This window comes from Streptomyces graminofaciens (assembly GCF_030294945.1).
Classification (GTDB): Bacteria; Actinomycetota; Actinomycetes; order Streptomycetales; family Streptomycetaceae; genus Streptomyces; species Streptomyces graminofaciens.
Genome location: NZ_AP018448.1, coordinates 9948359 through 9967609, shown reverse-complemented (window position 1 = coordinate 9967609; position 19251 = coordinate 9948359). Strand labels below are relative to the sequence as shown.

Here is a 19251-nt window from a genome sequence, read left to right as displayed (position 1 = left end):
CGCACGCCGATACGTGCGGGGGCTCACCTGTCGCGGCCGGAGACGGGTGCCGGGGGGAGAGCGCCGGCTCCGGTCAGGTCACCGTCCGGTCTAGAAGACGCTGACGCCGTACGCGCTCAGGGCCTCGGTGACCGGCTGGAAGAAGGTCGTGCCGCCGGAGGTGCAGTTGCCGCTGCCGCCGGAGGTGAGACCGTACGCGACACCGTTGCTGCCGTACAGCGGACCGCCGGAGTCGCCGGGCTCGGCGCAGACCGTGGTCTGGATCATGCCGTAGACGATGTCGCCGCCACCGTAGTTGACGGTCGCGTTGAGCGCGGTCACCCGGCCGGTGTGGGTACCGGTGGTGGAGCCGGTGCGGATGACGTTGGTGCCGACGCTCGGGGTGGCCGCGCTCGTGATGTCCACGCTGCCCGCCGTACCGGACTTGGTGACCGACGAGTTGGTGTACGTCACGAGGCCGTAGTCGTTGGTCGGGAAGCTCGACCCGGAGGTCGAACCGAGGACCGTGGTGCGGCCGGAGTTGGAGTACCAGGTGCCCGCGCCGTCGGTGCAGTGACCGGCGGTCACGAAGTAGTACGTGTTGCCACTGCGCACATTGAATCCGAGGGAGCAGCGCCAGCTACTCGCATAGATCGCGTCGCCGCCCTTGATCAACTTATTGAACTTGCCCGGCGTCCGCTTGATCGTCAGGGCGCCGGCATTGCTGCCCGCCGCCTGCTTGATCTCGGCGAGCTCCGCCCTGGAGACGGTGCTGTCGATCGTGACGACGAGCTTGTCGGTCTTCGGGTCGATCGCCCAGGCGGTGCCGGGGACGTCGGCCTTGAGCACCGAGGCGCTGGCGCTCTTGAGCTGGGCCGTGCTGAAGGTCTGTACATCGGCCGCGTTCGCGGTGGGGACAGTGACGGCGGCCGCGGCCGCGAGGCCGGCGGTGACGGCGATCAGCCGGGTCCGTCTCGCTATGCCACTGCGGGGGGTGGTGCGCTTGATCCTCACTGTTCGTTCCCTCCTAAAGGGAAGTCGGGGGCCCGCGTGGGGGTCGGGGCCCGTGAGGCGCGAGTCGGGGGCAAACGGGCATCGGTCCGCATTCCGGACACGCCGTGCCCCTGACAAGGCACTGCCCGGAAGTATTCGGTCGCACGGCGGACCCACGCAAGAGGGCCTTTCGGCCGCACGGAACCCCAACGGGCGCACCTTCCTCGCCAGTTGCTTCCACCAAGGGATATGTGGAGGTTCTGTGCGGATGCCGAACGCCCCTCGAAGGAGTTGGCCCACTGCTCCGAATGAGCCGCCCGAACGCCACCCGGCAGGTCGCGCTCCCCCGCCGCGACACCCGGCCGGTCGAGGTCCACCGCCGCGGGCCGCTCGGCGGCGCCCCTCACCGTCACCTCGGGGGGCGTCCCGGCCCACCGCCCGGGCCTGTCCGGAAGTCGCCCCGCAGGCCCGGCGGCGCCCCCGCACTCATCCCTGCCACCGGGGCGTCGGCAACCCGAGATGCGAGCGCAGCGTGGTGCCCTCGTACTCCGTGCGGAAGTCACCCCGCTCCTGGAGCAGCGGCACCACCCGGTCCACGAACTCGTCGAGCCCGCCGGGCGTCGGATGGGGTACGAGGATGAAGCCGTCGGCGGCGTCGGCCCGCACGAACTCCGCCAACTCGGCGGCGACCGCCGCCGGGGTGCCGATGAAGGACTGTCGGGCGCTCGCCTCGATCACGGTCTGCCTGATCGACAGCCCCTTCTCCTTCGACAGGCCCCGCCTCCCCCGCTCTCGGCTTCGCTCGAGCGGGGGGACCCCCATCTCCGCGAGCGCGACGGTGTCACCGCGCCGGGTCCGCCCCTGGGCGATCGCGGAGTCCGCCACCAGGTCGATGTCGGGTAGGGGCCCGTCGGGGTCGTAGGAGGACGGATCGGTCCCCCAGCTCTGCTCCAGGGCGAGGATCGCGTTCTGCGGCGAGACCTGCTGCCGCCGGATCTCGGTGGCCTTCTCCTGCGCCTCGGCCGCGGTGTCGCCGAGTACGACGGTGACCCCGTGCATGATCTTCAGCTCCCCGGGCTCACGGCCGTACCTGGCGAGCCGCCCCTTGACGTCGGCGTAGAAGGCCCGGCCCGCCTCCAGGGTGCCGTGCCGGGTGAACACCACGTCGGCGGTGGAGGCGGCGAACTCCCGCCCCTCGGCCGAGTCCCCGGCCTGGATGACGACCGGGTGCCCCTGCGGGGAGCGCGGCACGGTGAACTCGCCCGCGATGTCGAAGTGCCGCCCCCGGTGCGCGAAGGGCCGCGACACCCCGTCCGGCCGCCAGGAGTCCCACAGCTCCCTGGCCGTACGCACGAACTCGTCGGCCCGCGTGTACCGGTCGGCCCGGTCGAGGAAGCCGCCGCGCCGGAAGTTCTGCCCGGTGAAGGCGTCCGATGAGGTCACGACGTTCCACGCCGCCCGGCCCCGGCTCAGATGGTCCAGCGAGGCGAGCCTGCGGGCGAGTTCGTACGGCTCGTTGAAGGTGGCGTCGACGGTGGCGGCGAGCCCGATCCGCTCGGTGACGGCGGCGAGCGCGTTCAGCACGGTGATCGACTCGGGCCGCCCCACCACGTCCAGGTCATGGATCCGGGCCCTGTGCCCGCGCGGCCGCAGCCCCTCGGTGAGGAAGAAGAAGTCGAACAGTCCGCGTTCGGCGGTGCGGGCGAGATGCTCGAAGGAGGCGAACTCGATCTGGGACCGCGACCGGGGGTCGGCCCGGACGGTGGTGCTGTCGACCCCGGGGAAGTGCGCGGCGAGGTGAATGCGTTTCCGGCGCGCGGTCATGACGCTCCCCCTGTCACGGCGTACCGGTTGGCGGGCCGCGCGAGTCCCAGGTGCTCCCTGAGCGTGCTGCCCGGGTAGAAGGTGCGGAACAGACCGCGGTGCTGGAGCAGCGCGACCGTGCCGTTGACGAGCCGTTCCAGGTCACGGCGCGGCTCGACGGGGGTGAGGTGGAAGCCGTCGACGGCACCGGCCTGGTGCCAGGCGGCGATCAGCTCGGCGAGGTCGACGGGGCCGCCCCGGTACAGCGGGCCCTGCGCGGTCTGCCGGGGGCCGCCTCCGCCGTGCCCCGGCTCGGCCGCGTGCTCGCCGCCGCCGAGGTCGACGACGAGGCCCGCGAGCACCTTCAGCCCGTCGGGATCCCGCCCGAACCCGGCCGCCGCAGCCCGGAGCTCCTCGCGTACGGCACCCGTCTGCTCGCGCCCGACCGCCCGTACGACCGCCACGTCGGCGAACCGGGCCGCGGTCCGCCGGGCGGGCCCCTCGGTGGCGTCGACGATCCGCGCGGGGTGTCCCTGCGGGGGTCTGGGCACGATCGAGGGCCCCTTGACGGAGAAGGTGGCGCCCTCGAAGTCGACGGAGTGCAGCTTGTCCCGGTCGATGAACCACCCGGTCTCCGCGTCCCGTATCTCGGCGCCGTCCTCCCGGCTGTCCCACAGCCGGGCGGCCGCGTCGGCGACCTCGCCGGCCTCCTGCCACAGCTCCTCGGCGGGCGCTGCGTGCCGGCGCCCGAAGAGCCGGGCCTCGCCCTCGGTCCGCGACACGTCGATCCACCAGCCGGCCCGGCCCCGGCTGACCCAGTCGAGGGTCGCCACGGCGGCCTGGACGTGGAACGGCTCGGTGTGGGTGGTGGTGACGGTCGGCACCAGCCCGATCCGCCCGGTGGCGGGCGCGGCCCGGGCCAGTACGGCGAGCGCGTCGAGCCCCGGCCGCGCGAACGAGTCCCCGAGCGTCACGAAGTCCAGCGCGCCCCGCTCCGCGAGCCCCACCAGTTCCACGAACGCCCCGGCGTCGTACTCCGCGTGCAGATCGACGGCGGCGGCCAGGTGCAGCAGCCCCCGACCGTGCGATGAGGTCATCGAACGGCCCCTTTCTGTCATCGAGTGCGGAAAAGGCCATCAGCCGACGCTGTCGCCGGCCAGGTCCCGGAGAAACACCAGCAGGGCCCGGGCCGTCGCGTCGTTCTGGCGGAACGCCGGTCCGCCGGTGCGCGGCCGGGTGAAGGCCCCCGGCGTACGGCTGTCCGTGTGCGGTCCGAGGGCGAAGCGGCGGGGATGCGGCACCCCGGCCCCGTCCAGTACCCGCCCGTCGAAGGGGTGCACGGCGAGCAGTCCCTCCGGGGTCTCGACGACGGCCCCCTCGGCGTGCAGCGCGCGCAGCAGCTCGTCGCGGGCCCGCGCGACCGTCGGCTGCGGCAGCCGGGCCTCCACCAGCGCCCTCGCCTCGACCGAGGCACCGGGCACGGTCGCGCTCGACGCCCGGAACACCCCGTCCTCGGCCGCGACGGCCATGTCCGCGCCGACGAAGTGCAGGACACCCGCCCGGGACAGCGCGAGCATCTGCCGCAGCCGGGGCCCTGGCGGCCCGGAGGCCAGATAGCTGAAGAACCCGTGCCACCAGGACCCGACGTCACCGAGCCGGATCAGTTGCCCGTAGACCGACAGCAGCCCGAAGAACACCGCCAGGTCGGGACTGCGGGAGGGATCATGACGTTCGCTCAGATCCGTCCGGATGTACTCCCGCAGCCCCTCCTGGAACTCCTCGTACGACGCGTACCGAGTCCCCTCCAGCGGACGGTCGAGCGCGGCGAGGTCGAGCCGGTCGGCGGGATCGGGCACCGCGGACGCCACCAGCGTCGCCCGCTCGGCCGCGTCGGCGGCCGCGTACTTCTCCTCGAAGTCGGTCCATGCCATGGCCGTACGCCCGGGATGGGCGGCGAAGAGCCGGTGGTAGTGCGCGAACCCCAGCTCCTTCTCCACCAGCGGCCACACGTCCCGCCGGAAGTCGAACCCCTCCGGGCGGGCCGGCAGCGCCTCGACCTCGGCGGGTCCGAAGAACCTCGGCAGCGGCGGCCGTTCCCCTGCCAGGTCGTAGCCGATCTTCGAGTGGTACGGCACCCCACGCCGCGACCCGACGTGCAGCACGGGCTCCCGCCCGGACGGGTGGTACGTCAGCTCGCCTTCGGGATCGCCCTCGTAGCGTCCGCCGCGCCCCTCCGTGAGGAGCACCATGAGGTCGACGAAGGCCAGCCCGAAGCCGCGCACGAGCACCGGTTCACCGGGCCGGAGCGAGGAAAGATCGCTGTCGGCGGTGAAGTCCGGCGGCAGATGGACGAGGTCGTGGTCGCGGGCGTAAGCAGCCAACTCCCGCTGTTCTTCGTCGAGTTCGGCGTCCAGATGACCGAGCGCGAGGACGACGAGATCGGCGTCGAGGGGCCGCTCGTGCCCCTCCAGCCACACCTGTTGGCGCCCCTCGCGCGCACCGGTGACGCGCAGCGCCCGGTGCGGGTGGTGGCGCACGGTGACGTCCGGCGGCAGGGCGGCCACGGCGCTGTCGTACACCCAGCGCAGATACGCGCCCTGGATCCGCCGGTCCGCGAAGAGCCGGCCGTCGAGGTCCGCCCACTCGTGCAGGGTGGGCCCCTCGCTCACGGGTCCGTCCATCCGCACCGTCGCGTCGGTGAACATCGTGACGTCCTCGGCCTGCGAGTTCATCCACAGCAGCGGCGACTGGTCCGCACGCCAGATCCGCCCGGCACCCGGCGGATGGGGGTCCACGAGATGGATGTCGAACCCGGTGCCGCCCAGGCCCGAACCCTCGTACAGCTCGGGCACGTTGGCGGCGATCCGCTCGACGAGACCGGCCCCCCGCGGCCCGGCGCCGACGATCACCAGCGACGGCCGTGCGGCACTGCTCACGGCGGTCATCGGGCACCTGCCCGCTGATCGGCAGGAACGGCGAAAAAGTTGGGGAAGGGCATGCGAAGGCTCCGTGATGCGTCGAATCGAACGCGGGTGATGCCTTCACACGGGGCGCCGCGAGGCGCGTACGGCCGAGCCCCTCAGCAGGGCCGTCCGTCGAGAGTACGGGGCCGTTTCCCCTCACTGTCAAGGTTGTCCATACCGTGAGCACTACGTCTCAGCACAGTTGACGCAGAAACGGATGCCTGTTCCACTAACCCTCATGCATCCACAGCAGTGGCTGGTCAAGCGCTCCCACATCGACCTCGGTCGCGTGTGGTCCTCCTCCTGTTGAGCTGACCCACTGCGCGCCCTTCTGCCGGGCGCCTTCATGCATTCGCCCCGCCTTCACACGCACAGCCAGCCCCTCTGGCGCCCCCTCCCCTCATGTTTCGCCGTCAGCAGTCGCAGCAGTCGCACGCGTCACAACAGTCGTCGCAGTCCCGGCAGCAGCCCTCGCGCTTCTTCCGGGACCAGGGCCCTTCGTACTCCTTGGCACAGCACAACCGGCAGGTGCAGCACAGCAGCCAGAACATCCCGCACCCGGCCCAGAACCCACGCCGCCTCGGCGGCTGCGGCGCCGGCACACCACCGAAGCCGCCGGGGCCGCCGGCACCACCACCGCCGGCGAACGGGTTCCCGCCGTTCCCGGCGTACGGATTGCCGCCCTGCGGAGGCTGTCCGTACGGGCCGGGCATGGGGGTCCCCCCGCTCGAGCGAAGTCGAGAGTGGGGGAGCGTCGCGCACACCGGCACCGTCCCGAACGCCCGGTCCACCGACCGCCGCAGCTCATGCACGAGCAGCAGATGCGCCAGCCTGCCGTCCACGAAGTCGACCTCGCTGAGCGCCAGCCGTACACCGTGCAGCGCGTCGTCGGCGAGCCGCCGGGCCTCGGCCAGTGACGTCCCCGTGGCGGTCAGCGGGTTCCACGCGCCGGAGGCGGCGTCGGCGACCTGGTCCTCCACCGCGTCCAGCAGATGGGCGAGCCGCCCGAACAGCCGTCCGGCCTCGGCGAGCGGCGCGGCGTTGGCCGGGCGTCCGGCGAGTACGGCCGTGTGCGCGAAGGCCGCCGCGGTCGCCGTCTCGGTCGGCTCGGTGACCGCCGGCAGAGGTGTGCCGGGCTCGGCGAGCGCCTCGATGCCCGGCTGTCGGTCCACGGCGTCGACCAGCACGGACGTGTCGAACCCGACGTCCGACCCCGTACGGGCCCCGGCGCGCCCCCAGCTCGTGGCGACGCGGCGCGCGGCGAGCGCCACGGGCCTGCGGGCCAGCAGCCCGTCCCCGTCGGCGACGTGGTCGCGGACCTTGGCCGAGGCGAGCACCAACGACACGGCGGCGGCGAGACGCGCGCCCTCGCCCTGCGCGACCGAGGCGGTGCGCATCCCGCGCAGCGGACAGGGTCCGGCGGTCCGCCGCCACTCGGTGGCCCGCTCGGCCTGAGCCTCCGTCAACACCGAGACCAGCAGCCCGTCGTAGTTGGTGACCACCCGGGCGAACTGCCCGTGGTCACCGCGCAACGCGAGACAGAGCCCGCACAGATGCGCCATCCACTGCGTCCGCAGCCCCTCGCCCAGCCGATGACTGCAGGGCCGCACGATTCCGAACAACGGCACTCCCCACGTTCACTCGTACGCCCCGACACTCACCCATACGCCGTGAACAATATTATTTCACTCACAGTCAGCATCCGTATACGACAGAGCCCTTGGGGCACACGGGCTCTCGACGAATTCGTTCTGCACCAGTACCGTCACGAAACCCCCGTGCGGCGTCTATCCACTTGGCGAGACATCCGCATCATGGACGACGATAGGGATGCGGAACGCAGAACAGACCGCTGTGAGAGGAGGCGTCCATGGGATCGGTGCGCAAGGCGAGTGCCTGGCTTGGCCTCGTCGACGACAACGATGACGAGCGTTACTACGACGACGACTACGCCGATGAGCGGGAGTCCGGAAACGGCGATGCCTGGGTCACCGACCCTCGGGTGAAGGTCGCGTCCGAGTCCGCGCACGAGCAGGGCCGCCGGATCGGCACGGTCACTCCGGACAGCTTCCGTGACGCCCGGCACATCGGCGAGCTTTTCCGGGACGGTGTCCCGGTCATCATGAACCTCACGAACATGGAGCCCGCCGACGCCAAGCGGGTCGTCGACTTCGCCGCCGGTCTGATCTTCGGTCTGCGCGGCTCGATCGAGCGGGTGTCGACCCGGGTGTTCCTGCTGACCCCGTCCGACACGGAGATCGTCAGCGGCGAGGCCGCGAGCCGTCAGACGGACGGTTTCTTCAACCAGAGCTGAGGCAGGGCCGCTCGCCGGCCGCCTTCCGGTGCACGGGTCGTCCGTGGCTCACCGGAAGGCATCGAGACCGGTGAGCGCCTTGCCCAGCACGAGTTGGTGCATTTCGACGGTGCCCTCGTAGGTGAGCACGGACTCCAGGTTCGTCGCGTGCCGCATCACGGGGTACTCGAGGGAGATCCCGTTCGCGCCGAGGATCGTGCGGGCGGTACGGCAGATCTCGATCGCCTCGCGTACGTTGTTCAGCTTGCCGAAGCTGATCTGCTCGGGACGAAGGCGTCCCGCGTCCATCCGCCGCCCCAGATGGTGGGCGAGCAGAATCCCCTTGTGCAGCTCGACCGCCATGTCGGCGAGCTTGGCCTGGGTGAGCTGGAAGCCGCCGATCGGCCTCCCGAACTGCTCCCGCGTCTTCGCGTACTCGACGGCCGTCTCGAAACAGGCCCTGGCCGCGCCCATCGCCCCCCACACGATCCCGTACCGGGCGTGGGAGAGACAGCCGAGCGGGCCCTTGAGGCCGGTGACCTCCGGGAGTACGGCGTCGGCGGGCAACCGCACGTCGTCGAGGACGAGTTCGCTGGTGACGGAGGCGCGCAGGGACCACTTGTGCTTGATCTCGGGGGCGGCGAAACCGGGGCTGTCGGTGGGCACGACGAAGCCCCTGATGCCGTCGTCGGTCTGAGCCCACACGACCGCGACTCCGGCGACGGAGCCGTTGGTGATCCACATCTTGCGGCCGCTGAGCACCCAGTCGCCGCCGTCGCGCTTTGCGTACGTCCGCATGGAGGCGGGGTCGGAGCCGTGGTCGGGCTCGGTGAGCCCGAAGCACCCGATGACCTCGCCGGAGGCCATCCGCGGCAGCCAGGTCTGCTTCTGCTCCTCGGAGCCGAAGCGGTGGATGGCGTACATGGCGAGGGAGCCCTGTACGGACACGAGCGACCGGATGCCCGAGTCGGCGGCCTCCAGCTCCAGACAGGCGAGCCCGTACTGCACGGCGCTGGCCCCCGCGCACCCGTACCCGCTGAGCGACATCCCGAGGGCGCCGATGCCGCCCAACTCCCGTGCCAGCTCCCGGATCTCGGGCAGCTCGCCCTTCTCGTACCAGTCGGCGACATACGGCAGCACGCGGTCGGCCGCCCATCTGCGCACGGTGTCTCGGACGGCGAGGTCCTCGCTGTCCAGCAGGTCGTCGATGCCGAGGGGGTCGGCGGGGTCGAAGCGCATGGGACAGCCTCCGGCTCACGAAAACTAGCGACGCTAGTCACGTTACCCCTTCACCCACCCCGCCCGCCCGTACGAGTCGCGATCCTGGTGGGACTCGTCTGCGGGGGTGCACCACCGTCGGCGACTCGCGCGGGCGCCTCTTGGCCGTCGCCGACCGCGGGCAGCCCGAGAGGCCGGTCGCGCAGCGGCGCCCCGTGGGCGCCGGGCCCGGCCTGCCCCCGACCGGCCCCAGCACCGGGTGCCGCTAACCGCTGACCGACTCCGGTACGTGCGCCGTCGCCTCCCGGGGTGACGGAACATCCGCCTGGGCCCCCGCCGCGCAGTCCATCATCCGCGGCAGCCGCAGGGCCATCACCGCGCCGAGTATCAGCAGGCCCGCGCTGACCAGCAACGTCACATGCAGCCCGTGGACGAACGATTCACGGGCCGCCCTCCGCAGCGCCTCGCCGGAGGGTCCGCCCAAGCGGCCGGCCACCTCGTACGCCTCGCCCAGTGAATGCCCGGCGGCAGCCGAGGCCGATGCAGGCACGCCGGGCACCGACGACAGCCCGGGCGCGTAAGCCGCGTTCATCACGCTGCCGAGGAGGGCGATGCCGATGCCGGCCCCCAGCTGGTACGAGGTCTCGCCGATCGCCGCCGCCCCGCCAGCCGAGGACGCCGGCGCCTCGCTCAGCATCGACTCGTACGCGCCGAAGAGGGTCGTCTCCAGGCCGAAGCCCAGCAACACGAAACCCGCCAGCAGCAGGCCCGCGTTGTCGTGCCGCCCCATCGCCGTGAGCAGTACGACCGCGAACGCGGTGAGGCAGAAGCCGAGGGACACCATCCGGCGCGGGCCGAAGCGGCGCAGCAGGTTCGCGCCGACCAGGCCCGCCGCCATCGCCGCGATCGTCAGGGGGAGGAGGCGCAGGCCCGTCTCCAGGGGGGACAGGCCGAGGACCAGTTGCAGATACTGCGCCGCGATCAGCTCCAGCCCCACCAGCGCGAGCATCGCCAGCACGATGCACCCCACTGACGTACTGAACGCGGGGCGCCCGAACATCCGCAGGTCCACCAGCGGATGCGTACGCCGCCGCTGTCGCCGTACGAACGCCGTGAGCAGTCCGCCGCCGACCAGCAGAGCCAGCGCCGTCCACGGGTCGAAGGGCAGCTCGCCGGTGCCCAGCCGCTTCACCGCGAGGACGACACCGAACAGACCGACGGCCGCCATGAGCGCGCCCACCACGTCCCAGGGGCCGTCGCGGTCTCCCGTGGACTCCGGCAGCAGCAGCCGTCCGACGGGCAGGCTGACGAGCATCAGAGGGATGTTGATGAGGAAGACCGAACCCCACCAGAAGTGCTCCAGCAGGAAACCGCCGAGCAGCGGCCCGACCGCCGCGCCCACGGCGGCGACCGCGCTCCAGATGCCGATGGCGAGCGCCCGCTCGCGCCGGTCGGGGAAGATCTGGCGGAGGATGGAGAGCGTCGCAGGCATGATCATGGCGCCGCCGACGCCGAGCAGGGCACGTGCGGCGATGAGGACCTGGGGGTTGTCGGCGAGGGCCGCGAGTCCGGAGGCGACGCCGAAGAGGCCGTATCCGAGGAGCAGGACGCGCCTGCGCCCGACCCGGTCTCCGAGCGTGCCGAAGAGGATCAGCAGCGAGGCGCAGACCAGCGGATAGGCGTCGACGATCCAGAGCAGTTCTATCGCGCTGGGCTTGAGGTCCTCGGTGACGGCGGGCACGGCCACATGCAGCACGGTGGCGTCGACGGCCACGAGCAGCAGGCTGACACAGAGGACGACGAGGACGACCCAGCGGTTTGCACCGGCCCCGGCCTCCCGACGGCATCGCGTGGCGGCCGTGGGCGTCCCGGACATGTACTACCTCCCAGATGCTCTCGCGTTCGGCGGGACCGGCGGGGTGGGGACTCCCCGGCGGCTACGGCCCGGGAGGAGCGGCGTCCCGGACCCACGCAACGAAAGGCGAGTGAGCCGTCAGCGTACGCGAGTCCCGGCCGGTGCAGCGTGGCGGGTGTCTCATGGAGCCTCGTGCGGAGTGTGGCGTACACCACGACACACCGCGCGCACGCCCTGCCCACCGGTCGTCCATCAGCCGGCCGGCAGGCGGCCCTCACCCGTCCGTGGCGCCTTCGTCACGTTCGATCACCGTCCGGCCCGTCGCCGCACCGTCCGTCATCGCCCATCACGGACCATCACGTACGAACACGTCACCGAGGTTCCCCGTGCCGCCGATAATCGAGCGCGTGACCGATCTTGAAACGCGCCCGGCGCCTCCCCTGCTGCGCCGGGCCGCCCCCGCACTCCTCGGGTACGCCGCCGTGCGCGCCCTGGGGCTGGTCGTGCTCGCCCTGTGGAGCGCGGCGCGCGACAAGAGCGCGCTCACGCTGCTGTCGGCCCGCTGGGACTCGCTCTGGTACAGCCGGATCGCCGACCTCGGCTACGGCTACGAGGTCCGCCTCCCGAACGGTGACGTCCACTCGAACCTGGCCTTCTTCCCGCTGCTGCCCTGGCTGGAGCGGGCGGTGTCGGCGGTGACCCCGCTGTCGCCCGCGCACGCCGGCCTGCTCGTCTCCACCGTGGCCTCGCTCGCCGCCGCCTGGGGGATCTTCGCGGTCGCCGACCACGTCCACGGCCGCCGGGTCGGGGTGTGCGCGGTCCTGCTGTGGGCGGTGCTGCCGGTCGGGATCGTGCAGTCGATGGCGTACAGCGAGTCACTGTTCACCGCGCTGGCCGCCTGGTCGCTGTACGCGGTCCTGACCGGCCGCTGGGTGACCGCGGGGCTACTGGCCTCGCTCGCGGGGCTGACCCGGCCGGTGGGACTCGCGGTGGTCGCGGCGCTCTGGGCGACGGCGATCGCCTCGTTCGGGCGGATCGGTCGCTCGACCGCATCGCACGGCGCCCCCGCCTGGCCACGCGCCCTCGGCATGCTGCTGGCGCCCCTCGGTGCGGCCGGCTATGTGCTGTGGGTCGGCCATCGCACGGGCAAGGGCCCCCTCGGCTATCTGGACATCCAGGCGGGCTGGCGCAACGGCTTCGACGGGGGCTACGCCTTCGCCCGCTTCGTCGTCGGCAAGTTCACGTCGTTCCCGTCGGCTCTCGCGGGCGTCGGGCTGCTCGTCGGGGTCGGACTGATCGCCTGGCTGTACGTCGTCTGCGTACGGCAGGGGCAGCCGCTGCCGCTGCTGGTGTACGCGGGGGTGGTCACCGCGCTCGCCCTGTGCGCGTCGAGCTACTTCGGCTCGAAGCCTCGCCTGCTGATGCCGGCCTTCCCGCTGCTGCTGCCCCTGGCCCGGGCGCTGGCCGGGGCGCGGGTGCCCAGGTCGGCGTGGATCCTCGGCGGGGTCGCGGTGGCCTCGGCGGTCTACGGGGCGTTCTGGCTGAATGGCACCGGCCCCCCGTAATTCCGCGCATCCTTTCGGTGAACTAATTCAAAAGGCGCGTAAAACCGTGGTCGGCTTTGGTCCATGGAAATGAAGGTGAAGTGTCCTCACGATTGACCATTCAGCAGAAATAAACAGCAATCTGAGAGCAATCCCACATCACATCGTCATCACAAACCCAGTGATTCGAGCCGCCCGGGAGCTCACTCGCTGTAACGTCGATTGTGTGCGTACCGAACGAAAGCTGACCCGTCTGGACCGGGTCTTCTCGAGGCTGGACCGTGAGCCGGAACGACCGGTCCACATCGATGTGCCGGTGATGACCCGGCACCGGGTGGTGCTCTTCGGCTCCACCCTGGCCTTCTACGTGGCCATCGTGTGGGCCGTGGTGATCACGTCGTGGCTGGTGCGGCTCGACTGGCAGATCATGTTCTTCCGGCCGTATCAGCAGTGGCCGGAGATCCACGCGTTCCTCGACTACTACGTCGTCCTGGGCCAGCGCGGCCCCACCGCCGTGATGGTCGCCGCCTGGCTGGGCTGGCGCTCGTGGCGGCAGCACACCCTGCGCCCGATGCTGGCGCTCGGCGTCTCGCTGCTGCTGCTCAACCTCACGGTCGGCGCCGCCAAGCTGGGCATGGGCCGGCTCGGGCCACACTACGCGACCAACATCGGCTCCAACGAGATGTGGCTGGGCGGCGACATATTTCCGTCGGGCCACACCGCCAACGCCGTGGTGACCTGGGGCATCCTCGCCTATCTGGCGTCGACGCCGAGAGCCAGACGCTGGCTCTCCGCGCTCTCCGCGGTGACCTCGCTGGGCGTCGGCCTGACGACGGTCTACCTCGGTACGCACTGGCTGAGCGATGTCCTGCTGGGCTGGGCCGCCGGTCTGCTGATCATGCTGGCGCTGCCCTGGTTCGAGCCGCTGATCGCCCGCGCCGAGGCCGGGATCTTCTCCCTGCGGGACAGCTGGCGCGACCGTCGTACGGCACCTGTGCCCGCCCAGGCACCGGCGCCGACCGCCGTGGGCGCGTCCCCGCTGCGGGGGCCCGGTGAGGAGCCCGCGACCGCCCGTGACACGGGTATCGCGGCCCGTACCGCCCACTCCCCGCTCGGGCCGCTGCACCTGGCCCCGGGGCCGCATCTCATCCGCTCGGAACGGACGCCGGTGACCCCGATCGGCCCGCGCAGGCCACCGCACTCCGACCGCGTGGCACGCGGCGCGACCTCGGCCCGGCCGCTCACCGGAGGCTGACACGAGACAGCGGGGAACAGGTACGCACAACCACCCCCGCAGAGCGAAGGCCCGGCTCGTGAGAGCCGGGCCTTCGCCTCGTACCGGGCCGGCTCAGCCCTTCCAGCAGCGCGTCACCCGGCCGTCCCGCACCTCGAAGTTCAGTCGGCCGAACCGGTACTCCATGGTGATGATCGCCCCCGGCGGCAGCGATCTGACAGTGGACCAGCCGCGCTCCCGGGCGCGTTGCTCGGCGTTCGGCGCCGCCAGTCCGACGTAGGTGTCGGGGTCGTCCTGGGGCTCCGCGGGCGGGGTGGGAATGGGTGCCATGAGCGCAACGTTAGGTGGCGGCCGGGCCGATGTCCCCCCGTAGTCACGCTTCTGTCACAGAACCACGACACGCGTTTCGACCCTCCCGAGATCGGCCGGCGGCGCAGTGGGACGTCACACGTACGGGCGGTTCCGTACGCCTTCCGCGTGCTGTCGAACGTAATTCTGGGGCGGTTCGGCACCATCTCGAATAGCCCACGGGAAAGCACGCCAGAGGTCGTGTAGCCGGTGTGTACGCGGTCGTTTCCCAGCCGATTTCCGGATGGGTGCCGGAAGCTGCCGACACATGGGAAATACACGGTTCCCGCACACTTCCCCCGCACGCCTCCTGTCGGCGCGCGGGGGGGCGCATCATGGCGAGCACCACGGGCCCAGGACGCGGCGGCGAAGGGGCGAGCGATGGGGACCGAGACCGTACAGGTGACGGCGCGACCCGTGCGGACCAAGGAGTGGTGGGGCCAGTGGGCGGTCGGCTGGCTGACCACCACCGACCACAAGAAGATCGGCCATCTCTACCTGGTCACGTCGTTCCTGTTCTTCCTGGCCGCCGGGCTGATGGCGCTGGTGATGCGGGCCGAGCTGGCCCGGCCGGGCACGCAGATCGTGGACAACCAGCAGTTCAACCAGTTGTTCACGTTGCACGGCACGATCATGCTGCTGCTCTTCGCGACGCCGACCTTCGCCGGGTTCGCCAACGAGATCATGCCGCTGCAGATCGGCTCGCCCGATGTCGCCTTCCCCCGGCTGAACATGTTCTCGTACTGGCTGTTCCTCTTCGGCGGTCTGATCGTGCTGGGCTCGCTGCTGGTGCCCTCGGGGCCGGCCGCCTTCGGCTGGTTCGCCTACGCGCCGCTCAACAGTCTGGAGCGGTCGCCCGGCATCGGCGCCGACATGTGGATCATGGGGCTCGCGCTGGCCGGGTTCGGCACGATCCTCGGCGCGGTCAACTTCATCGTCACCATCATCGCGATGCGCGCGCCCGGTATGACGATGTTCCGGATGCCGATCTTCACCTGGAACGTCCTGTTCACATCGATCCTGGTGCTGATGGCGTTCCCGGTGCTGGCGGCCGCGCTGCTCTGTCTGGAGGCGGACCGGCGGTTCGGCGCGCAGATCTTCGACGCGGCCAACGGTGGGGCGCTGCTGTGGCAGCACCTGTTCTGGTTCTTCGGGCATCCCGAGGTCTACATCATCGCGCTGCCCTTCTTCGGGATCATCACGGAGATCATCCCGGTCTTCAGCCGGAAGCCGATCTTCGGCTATCTGACGCTGGTGGGCGCGACGATGGCGATCACCGGGCTGTCGGTGGTGGTGTGGGCGCACCACATGTTCGCGACGGGCGCGGTGCTGCTGCCGTTCTTCTCGTTCATGAGCTTCCTGATCGCCGTGCCGACGGGCGTGAAGTTCTTCAACTGGACCGGGACGATGCTGAAGGGCTCGCTGTCCTTCGAGACCCCGATGCTGTGGGCGACCGGCTTCCTGGTGTCGTTCCTGTTCGGCGGGCTGACCGGAGTGATCCTGGCCTCGCCGCCGATGGACTTCCACGTCACCGACTCGTACTTCGTGGTCGCGCACTTCCACTACGTCGTCTTCGGCACGGTCGTCTTCGCGACCTTCGCGGGGTTCTTCTTCTGGTGGCCCAAGTTCACCGGGAAGATGCTCGACGAACGGCTCGGCAAGATCCAGTTCTGGACGCTGTTCGTCGGCTTCCACACCACGTTCCTGGTGCAGCACTGGCTGGGCGCCGAGGGCATGCCCCGCCGCTACGCGGACTATCTGGCCGCCGACGGCTTCACCGCACTCAACACGGTCTCGACGATCGGCGCGTTCCTGCTGGGCCTGTCGACGCTGCCGTTCGTCTACAACGTCTGGAAGACCTCCCGGTACGGCGTGCGGGTCGAGGTCGACGACCCGTGGGGCTACGGCCGGTCGCTGGAGTGGGCGACCTCGTGTCCGCCGCCCCGGCACAACTTCGTCACGCTGCCCCGGATCCGCTCCGAGGCGCCGGCGTTCGACCTGCACCATCCGGAGTTCGCGGCGATCACGCCGCCCCAGACCCGGAAGGGCCAGGAGAAGACCCCGCATCCCCGGTTCGGTCAAGAGCGGCCGACAGACGGTCCCGAAGAGTCCTGATCGTCTCGGTCAGCCCATCCGGTTCGACCACCTCGAACTCGACGCCGGTCATCAGCACGTGAATGGCCATCACATCGAGGCTGGGGGCGCCGGTGCGCAGCAGACAGCTGTGCTCGTCGTAGGCCTCCAGTGTGCCCGCCGAGGGCGAGATCCGCTCGGCGGCCTCATGGAGGGGCGCCAGCAGCCGTACGACGGCGTGCGAGGCGTACACGCGCGTGGAGACGCCCCGCGAGACGTACGCGGCGAGGTCCTCGGCCGGTGCCTCGCGGGGTGTGAAGCGCGGGCCGTGGGGCGGCGTCGGCGTGACCCGGTCCACGCGGAAGGTGCGCCAGTCGGCGCGGTCGACGTCCCAGGCGACCAGGTACCAGCGGCGCTCGGTGCACACCAGGCGGTGCGGTTCGACGGTACGGCGGGTGGCGGCGCCGGAGTGGTCGCGGTACTCGAAGCGCAGCCGCTCGGCGTCACGGCAGGCGTTCGCCAGTTCGGTGAGGACGGCCGGGTCCACGGCGGAGGGCTGCGGGCCGCGCATCATCGGCACGGTGAAGGCGTTCAGGGCGCCCACGCGGCGGCGCAGCCGGCCCGGCAGCACCTGCTCCAACTTGGCGAGGGCCCGCACCGAGGTCTCGCCGATGCCCTCGATGCCCTGCCCGGCGGCCGTGCGCAGCCCCACGGCCACGGCGACCGCCTCGTCGTCGTCCAGCAGCAGCGGTGGCAGCTCGGCACCGGCGCCGAGCTGGTAGCCGCCGCCGGTGCCGGGGCTGGCGTTGACCGGGTAGCCCAGTTCGCGCAGCCGGTCCACGTCACGGCGGACCGTGCGCGGGGTGACGCCGAGACGGTCGGCGAGCTGGGCGCCGGACCATTCGCGGTGGGCCTGCAGCAGCGAGAGCAGTCTGAGCAGTCGTGCCGATGTCTCCAACATGGCGCCGAGTATGCCAGCGGTCGAGGACAGCCACGGTCCTCAACCGTGCGTTGCTCCCCGCTCGGCGTCCGCGAGCCGGGCGCACACGTCCCAGCGGCTCCGGAACGAGTCAGGGTTCGTACGGCAACTGCGGAACGTCGAAACAGTTGTCGTTCATCTCTCCCTGGCTCACCCAGCCCTTCGTGTCCTGCCAGCGCGCCGCCGACACACATGTCCTGCGGGTCTTCGGCGGCTCGTCGAGGTGTTCGAAGCGAACGGGGACGAGCAGTCCGTCGGCCGTGTAGGGCTCGTCCCGGTTCATGAACCGGTCGACACACGCCCGCGTGACGCCCTCCCCGCTCGCGGCGCACGAGCGCGCCGCGTCCGTGAACCACATCGCGGCGGCCCACCCCTCCAGCTGCCACTGGGAGTGCGTCTTCAGCCCCTTCGTGCCGTCGCGGAACTCCCGCACGGCCGCCTGCCCGGTGTCCTCGTGGTTCCGACTGGAACCGGTGGCCCACAGGGCGTTGCGGCAGCGCGGGGCGTCCTTGTAGTCCTCGGCGACCGTGGACGTCCAGTTCTGCACATTGGTGACCTTGGCGGTCACGTCGGCGCCGACCTCGTCCATGGCCCGGCAGAGGCGGGCGTTGCCGTGCGTGTCCATGGCGTCGAAGACCAGGTCGGCGCCCCGCTCCTTCAGATCGGCCGCCGCCGCGCGGAAGTTGGGCAGCGCGAAGTCGACCTGCTCGGTGACCACCTCGTACCCCTCTGCCTTCAGCCCCTGGACGACCAGCCGGGCGTAGGCGGCCGACGCGGACTGGTTGTACGAGACGACGGCGGCGGTGCGGGCCCCGTGCTCGCGCTTGAAGTAGCGGTAGACCTCGGTGCCGCCGTACTGCTTCCCGTCCCAGCCGGTGGTGCCGTTCCGGGGCGCGAGGCTGCCGTAGATGCTGTAGAGGTGCGGGTAGGTGTCGTACGCCGGGCCGATGGGCTGGCCCCCGATGTCGGGCACGCGCGCGCGTGAGACCCGTTCGGCGCCCGCGTAGTCGAGGGCGGTGGTGGCCACCAGGGCGACCACTTTGTCCTCCTCGATCAGCCGGTGCACGCACTCGTTGTTGCCGACGCCGCTGCCCCCGTCGTCGCACTCACGCACCTCGACCTTCCGGCCGTCGATGCCGCCGCGCGCGTTGAGCCGGTCGAAGTAGGCCTTGGCGCCGTCACGCGGGCCGGTGAAGGCGCCGTCGCCGACCGGGCTGGTCGCGCCGGCGATGATGCCCACGCGCAGCGGCTCGGCGGTCCGCGGCACGGGCGTGGTGGCCCGGTGCTCGAAGTCGCTCTCCGGGAGCCGGCTGCCGCAGGCCGTGGCCGCCAGGAGAAGCAGGACCGCGACGGCGGTCTCAGCAACCCGGGGCCGTGGACGCATTGCCGCTCAGGTGGACCAGCCCGCACAGCGTCTTGACGGAGACCTTCCAGGTGCCGTCCTGCTCGACGGCCGCCCCCTGCGCGTCGGGCAGGGCCGTGGCGCCCTCCAGGAGCAGCGTGTACGTCACCGTCGCGTCCTTCGCCGAGGTGAACTCGACCTTCTGGACCTCGGCCTCCACCTGCCCGCCCCGCTCGTCACCGCCGAACGCCTTCAGGACCGGGCCCATCGCCGCGCCGTTCTCCAGGACGGCCAGCTTCTCCTCGGTGGAGGTGGCCGGGTCGAAGAACGTCTTCCAGTTCTCCTTGATCTCCTTCTCGGCCGCGGCGGGATCATCCGGGCCGCTCGCCGTGGGACTTGCCGGTTCGCCGGTCGTCCGCTCGGCGGAAGGAGTGGGCGGCGTCGACTCGCTGCCGCCGTCGTCGTCACTGCACGCCGCGAGGGCGGGGGCGAGGAAGAGAAGGAGAGCGGCGGTCAGAGCCGTACCCCGTCCCCTCGCCCGAGGGCCGCGGCCCCGCCGTACGTTCGCCCGCCTGAGGTCGCTCCCGAGAACCATCTGGGTCACCACCGGGTGTCGGTCCGGGCGGT

General features: G+C 71.3%; 15 protein-coding genes. 4 read left to right on the top strand and 11 right to left on the bottom strand.

Annotated elements, in window-relative coordinates:
* Window positions 1-90: 90 nt before the first annotated feature.
* The 5 genes from SGFS_RS43905 to SGFS_RS43885 form a co-directional block, all read right to left on the bottom strand.
* The gene (locus SGFS_RS43905; protein WP_286258006.1) at window positions 91-993 is read right to left on the bottom strand and encodes a S1 family peptidase; all 903 of its coding nucleotides are present in this window, start codon (window positions 991-993) and stop codon (window positions 91-93) included.
* 465 nt (window positions 994-1458) lie between these two features.
* Complete coding sequence (locus tag SGFS_RS43900) at window positions 1459-2796, bottom strand: NtaA/DmoA family FMN-dependent monooxygenase (RefSeq protein WP_286258004.1); 1338 nt, start codon at window positions 2794-2796, stop codon at window positions 1459-1461.
* Complete coding sequence (locus SGFS_RS43895; RefSeq protein ID WP_286258002.1) at window positions 2793-3872, bottom strand: LLM class flavin-dependent oxidoreductase; 1080 nt, start codon at window positions 3870-3872, stop codon at window positions 2793-2795. Before SGFS_RS43895 ends, SGFS_RS43900 begins: the two co-directional genes overlap by 4 nt.
* Before the next feature lie 39 nt (window positions 3873-3911).
* Entirely contained in the window at window positions 3912-5720 is a 1809-nt protein-coding gene (locus SGFS_RS43890; RefSeq protein WP_286258001.1) for an FAD/NAD(P)-binding protein, read from the bottom strand.
* A 431-nt stretch (window positions 5721-6151) separates the two neighbouring features.
* A complete protein-coding gene (locus SGFS_RS43885; RefSeq protein WP_286258000.1) occupies window positions 6152-7360 on the bottom strand; it encodes a DUF5685 family protein in 1209 nt (402 codons plus the stop codon).
* Window positions 7361-7608: 248 nt separating this feature from the next.
* Between SGFS_RS43885 and SGFS_RS43880 the strand changes: the two genes are divergently transcribed.
* Window positions 7609-8052, top strand: a complete 444-nt coding sequence (locus SGFS_RS43880; protein WP_286257999.1) for a cell division protein SepF — start codon at window positions 7609-7611, stop codon at window positions 8050-8052.
* Between the two features lie 48 nt (window positions 8053-8100).
* Here SGFS_RS43880 and SGFS_RS43875 read toward each other — a convergent pair whose 3' ends face one another.
* Both SGFS_RS43875 and SGFS_RS43870 read right to left on the bottom strand, forming a co-directional pair.
* Complete coding sequence (locus SGFS_RS43875; RefSeq protein ID WP_286257998.1) at window positions 8101-9270, bottom strand: acyl-CoA dehydrogenase family protein; 1170 nt, start codon at window positions 9268-9270, stop codon at window positions 8101-8103.
* Between the two features lie 244 nt (window positions 9271-9514).
* Window positions 9515-11125 (bottom strand): MFS transporter, encoded by a 1611-nt coding sequence (locus tag SGFS_RS43870; RefSeq protein ID WP_286257996.1) that lies wholly within the window; start codon window positions 11123-11125, stop codon window positions 9515-9517.
* 386 nt (window positions 11126-11511) lie between these two features.
* Between SGFS_RS43870 and SGFS_RS43865 the strand changes: the two genes are divergently transcribed.
* Both SGFS_RS43865 and SGFS_RS43860 read left to right on the top strand, forming a co-directional pair.
* The gene (locus SGFS_RS43865; RefSeq protein WP_286257995.1) at window positions 11512-12669 is read left to right on the top strand and encodes a mannosyltransferase family protein; all 1158 of its coding nucleotides are present in this window, start codon (window positions 11512-11514) and stop codon (window positions 12667-12669) included.
* A gap of 205 nt (window positions 12670-12874) precedes the next feature.
* Window positions 12875-13903, top strand: a complete 1029-nt coding sequence (locus SGFS_RS43860) for a phosphatase PAP2 family protein (RefSeq protein ID WP_286257994.1) — start codon at window positions 12875-12877, stop codon at window positions 13901-13903.
* Between the two features lie 93 nt (window positions 13904-13996).
* Here the strand turns inward: SGFS_RS43860 and SGFS_RS43855 are convergent, their stop codons facing one another.
* A complete protein-coding gene (locus tag SGFS_RS43855; protein ID WP_286257993.1) occupies window positions 13997-14212 on the bottom strand; it encodes an I78 family peptidase inhibitor in 216 nt (71 codons plus the stop codon).
* Between the two features lie 399 nt (window positions 14213-14611).
* Between SGFS_RS43855 and ctaD the strand changes: the two genes are divergently transcribed.
* Entirely contained in the window at window positions 14612-16345 is a 1734-nt protein-coding gene (gene ctaD / locus SGFS_RS43850; protein WP_286257992.1) for an aa3-type cytochrome oxidase subunit I, read from the top strand.
* On the opposite strand, the gene SGFS_RS43845 is transcribed toward ctaD, so the two are convergent.
* The 3 genes from SGFS_RS43845 to SGFS_RS43835 form a co-directional block, all read right to left on the bottom strand.
* The gene (locus SGFS_RS43845; protein WP_286257991.1) at window positions 16254-17264 is read right to left on the bottom strand and encodes a helix-turn-helix transcriptional regulator; all 1011 of its coding nucleotides are present in this window, start codon (window positions 17262-17264) and stop codon (window positions 16254-16256) included. The two genes, ctaD and SGFS_RS43845, sit on opposite strands and share 92 nt — an antisense overlap.
* A 109-nt stretch (window positions 17265-17373) precedes the next feature.
* Window positions 17374-18666, bottom strand: a complete 1293-nt coding sequence (locus SGFS_RS43840; protein ID WP_286257990.1) for an ABC transporter substrate-binding protein — start codon at window positions 18664-18666, stop codon at window positions 17374-17376.
* On the bottom strand, window positions 18641-19219 hold the full coding sequence (locus tag SGFS_RS43835; RefSeq protein WP_286257989.1) for a hypothetical protein: 579 nt from the start codon (window positions 19217-19219) through the stop codon (window positions 18641-18643). Before SGFS_RS43835 ends, SGFS_RS43840 begins: the two co-directional genes overlap by 26 nt.
* Between the last annotated feature and the right edge of the window lie 32 nt (window positions 19220-19251).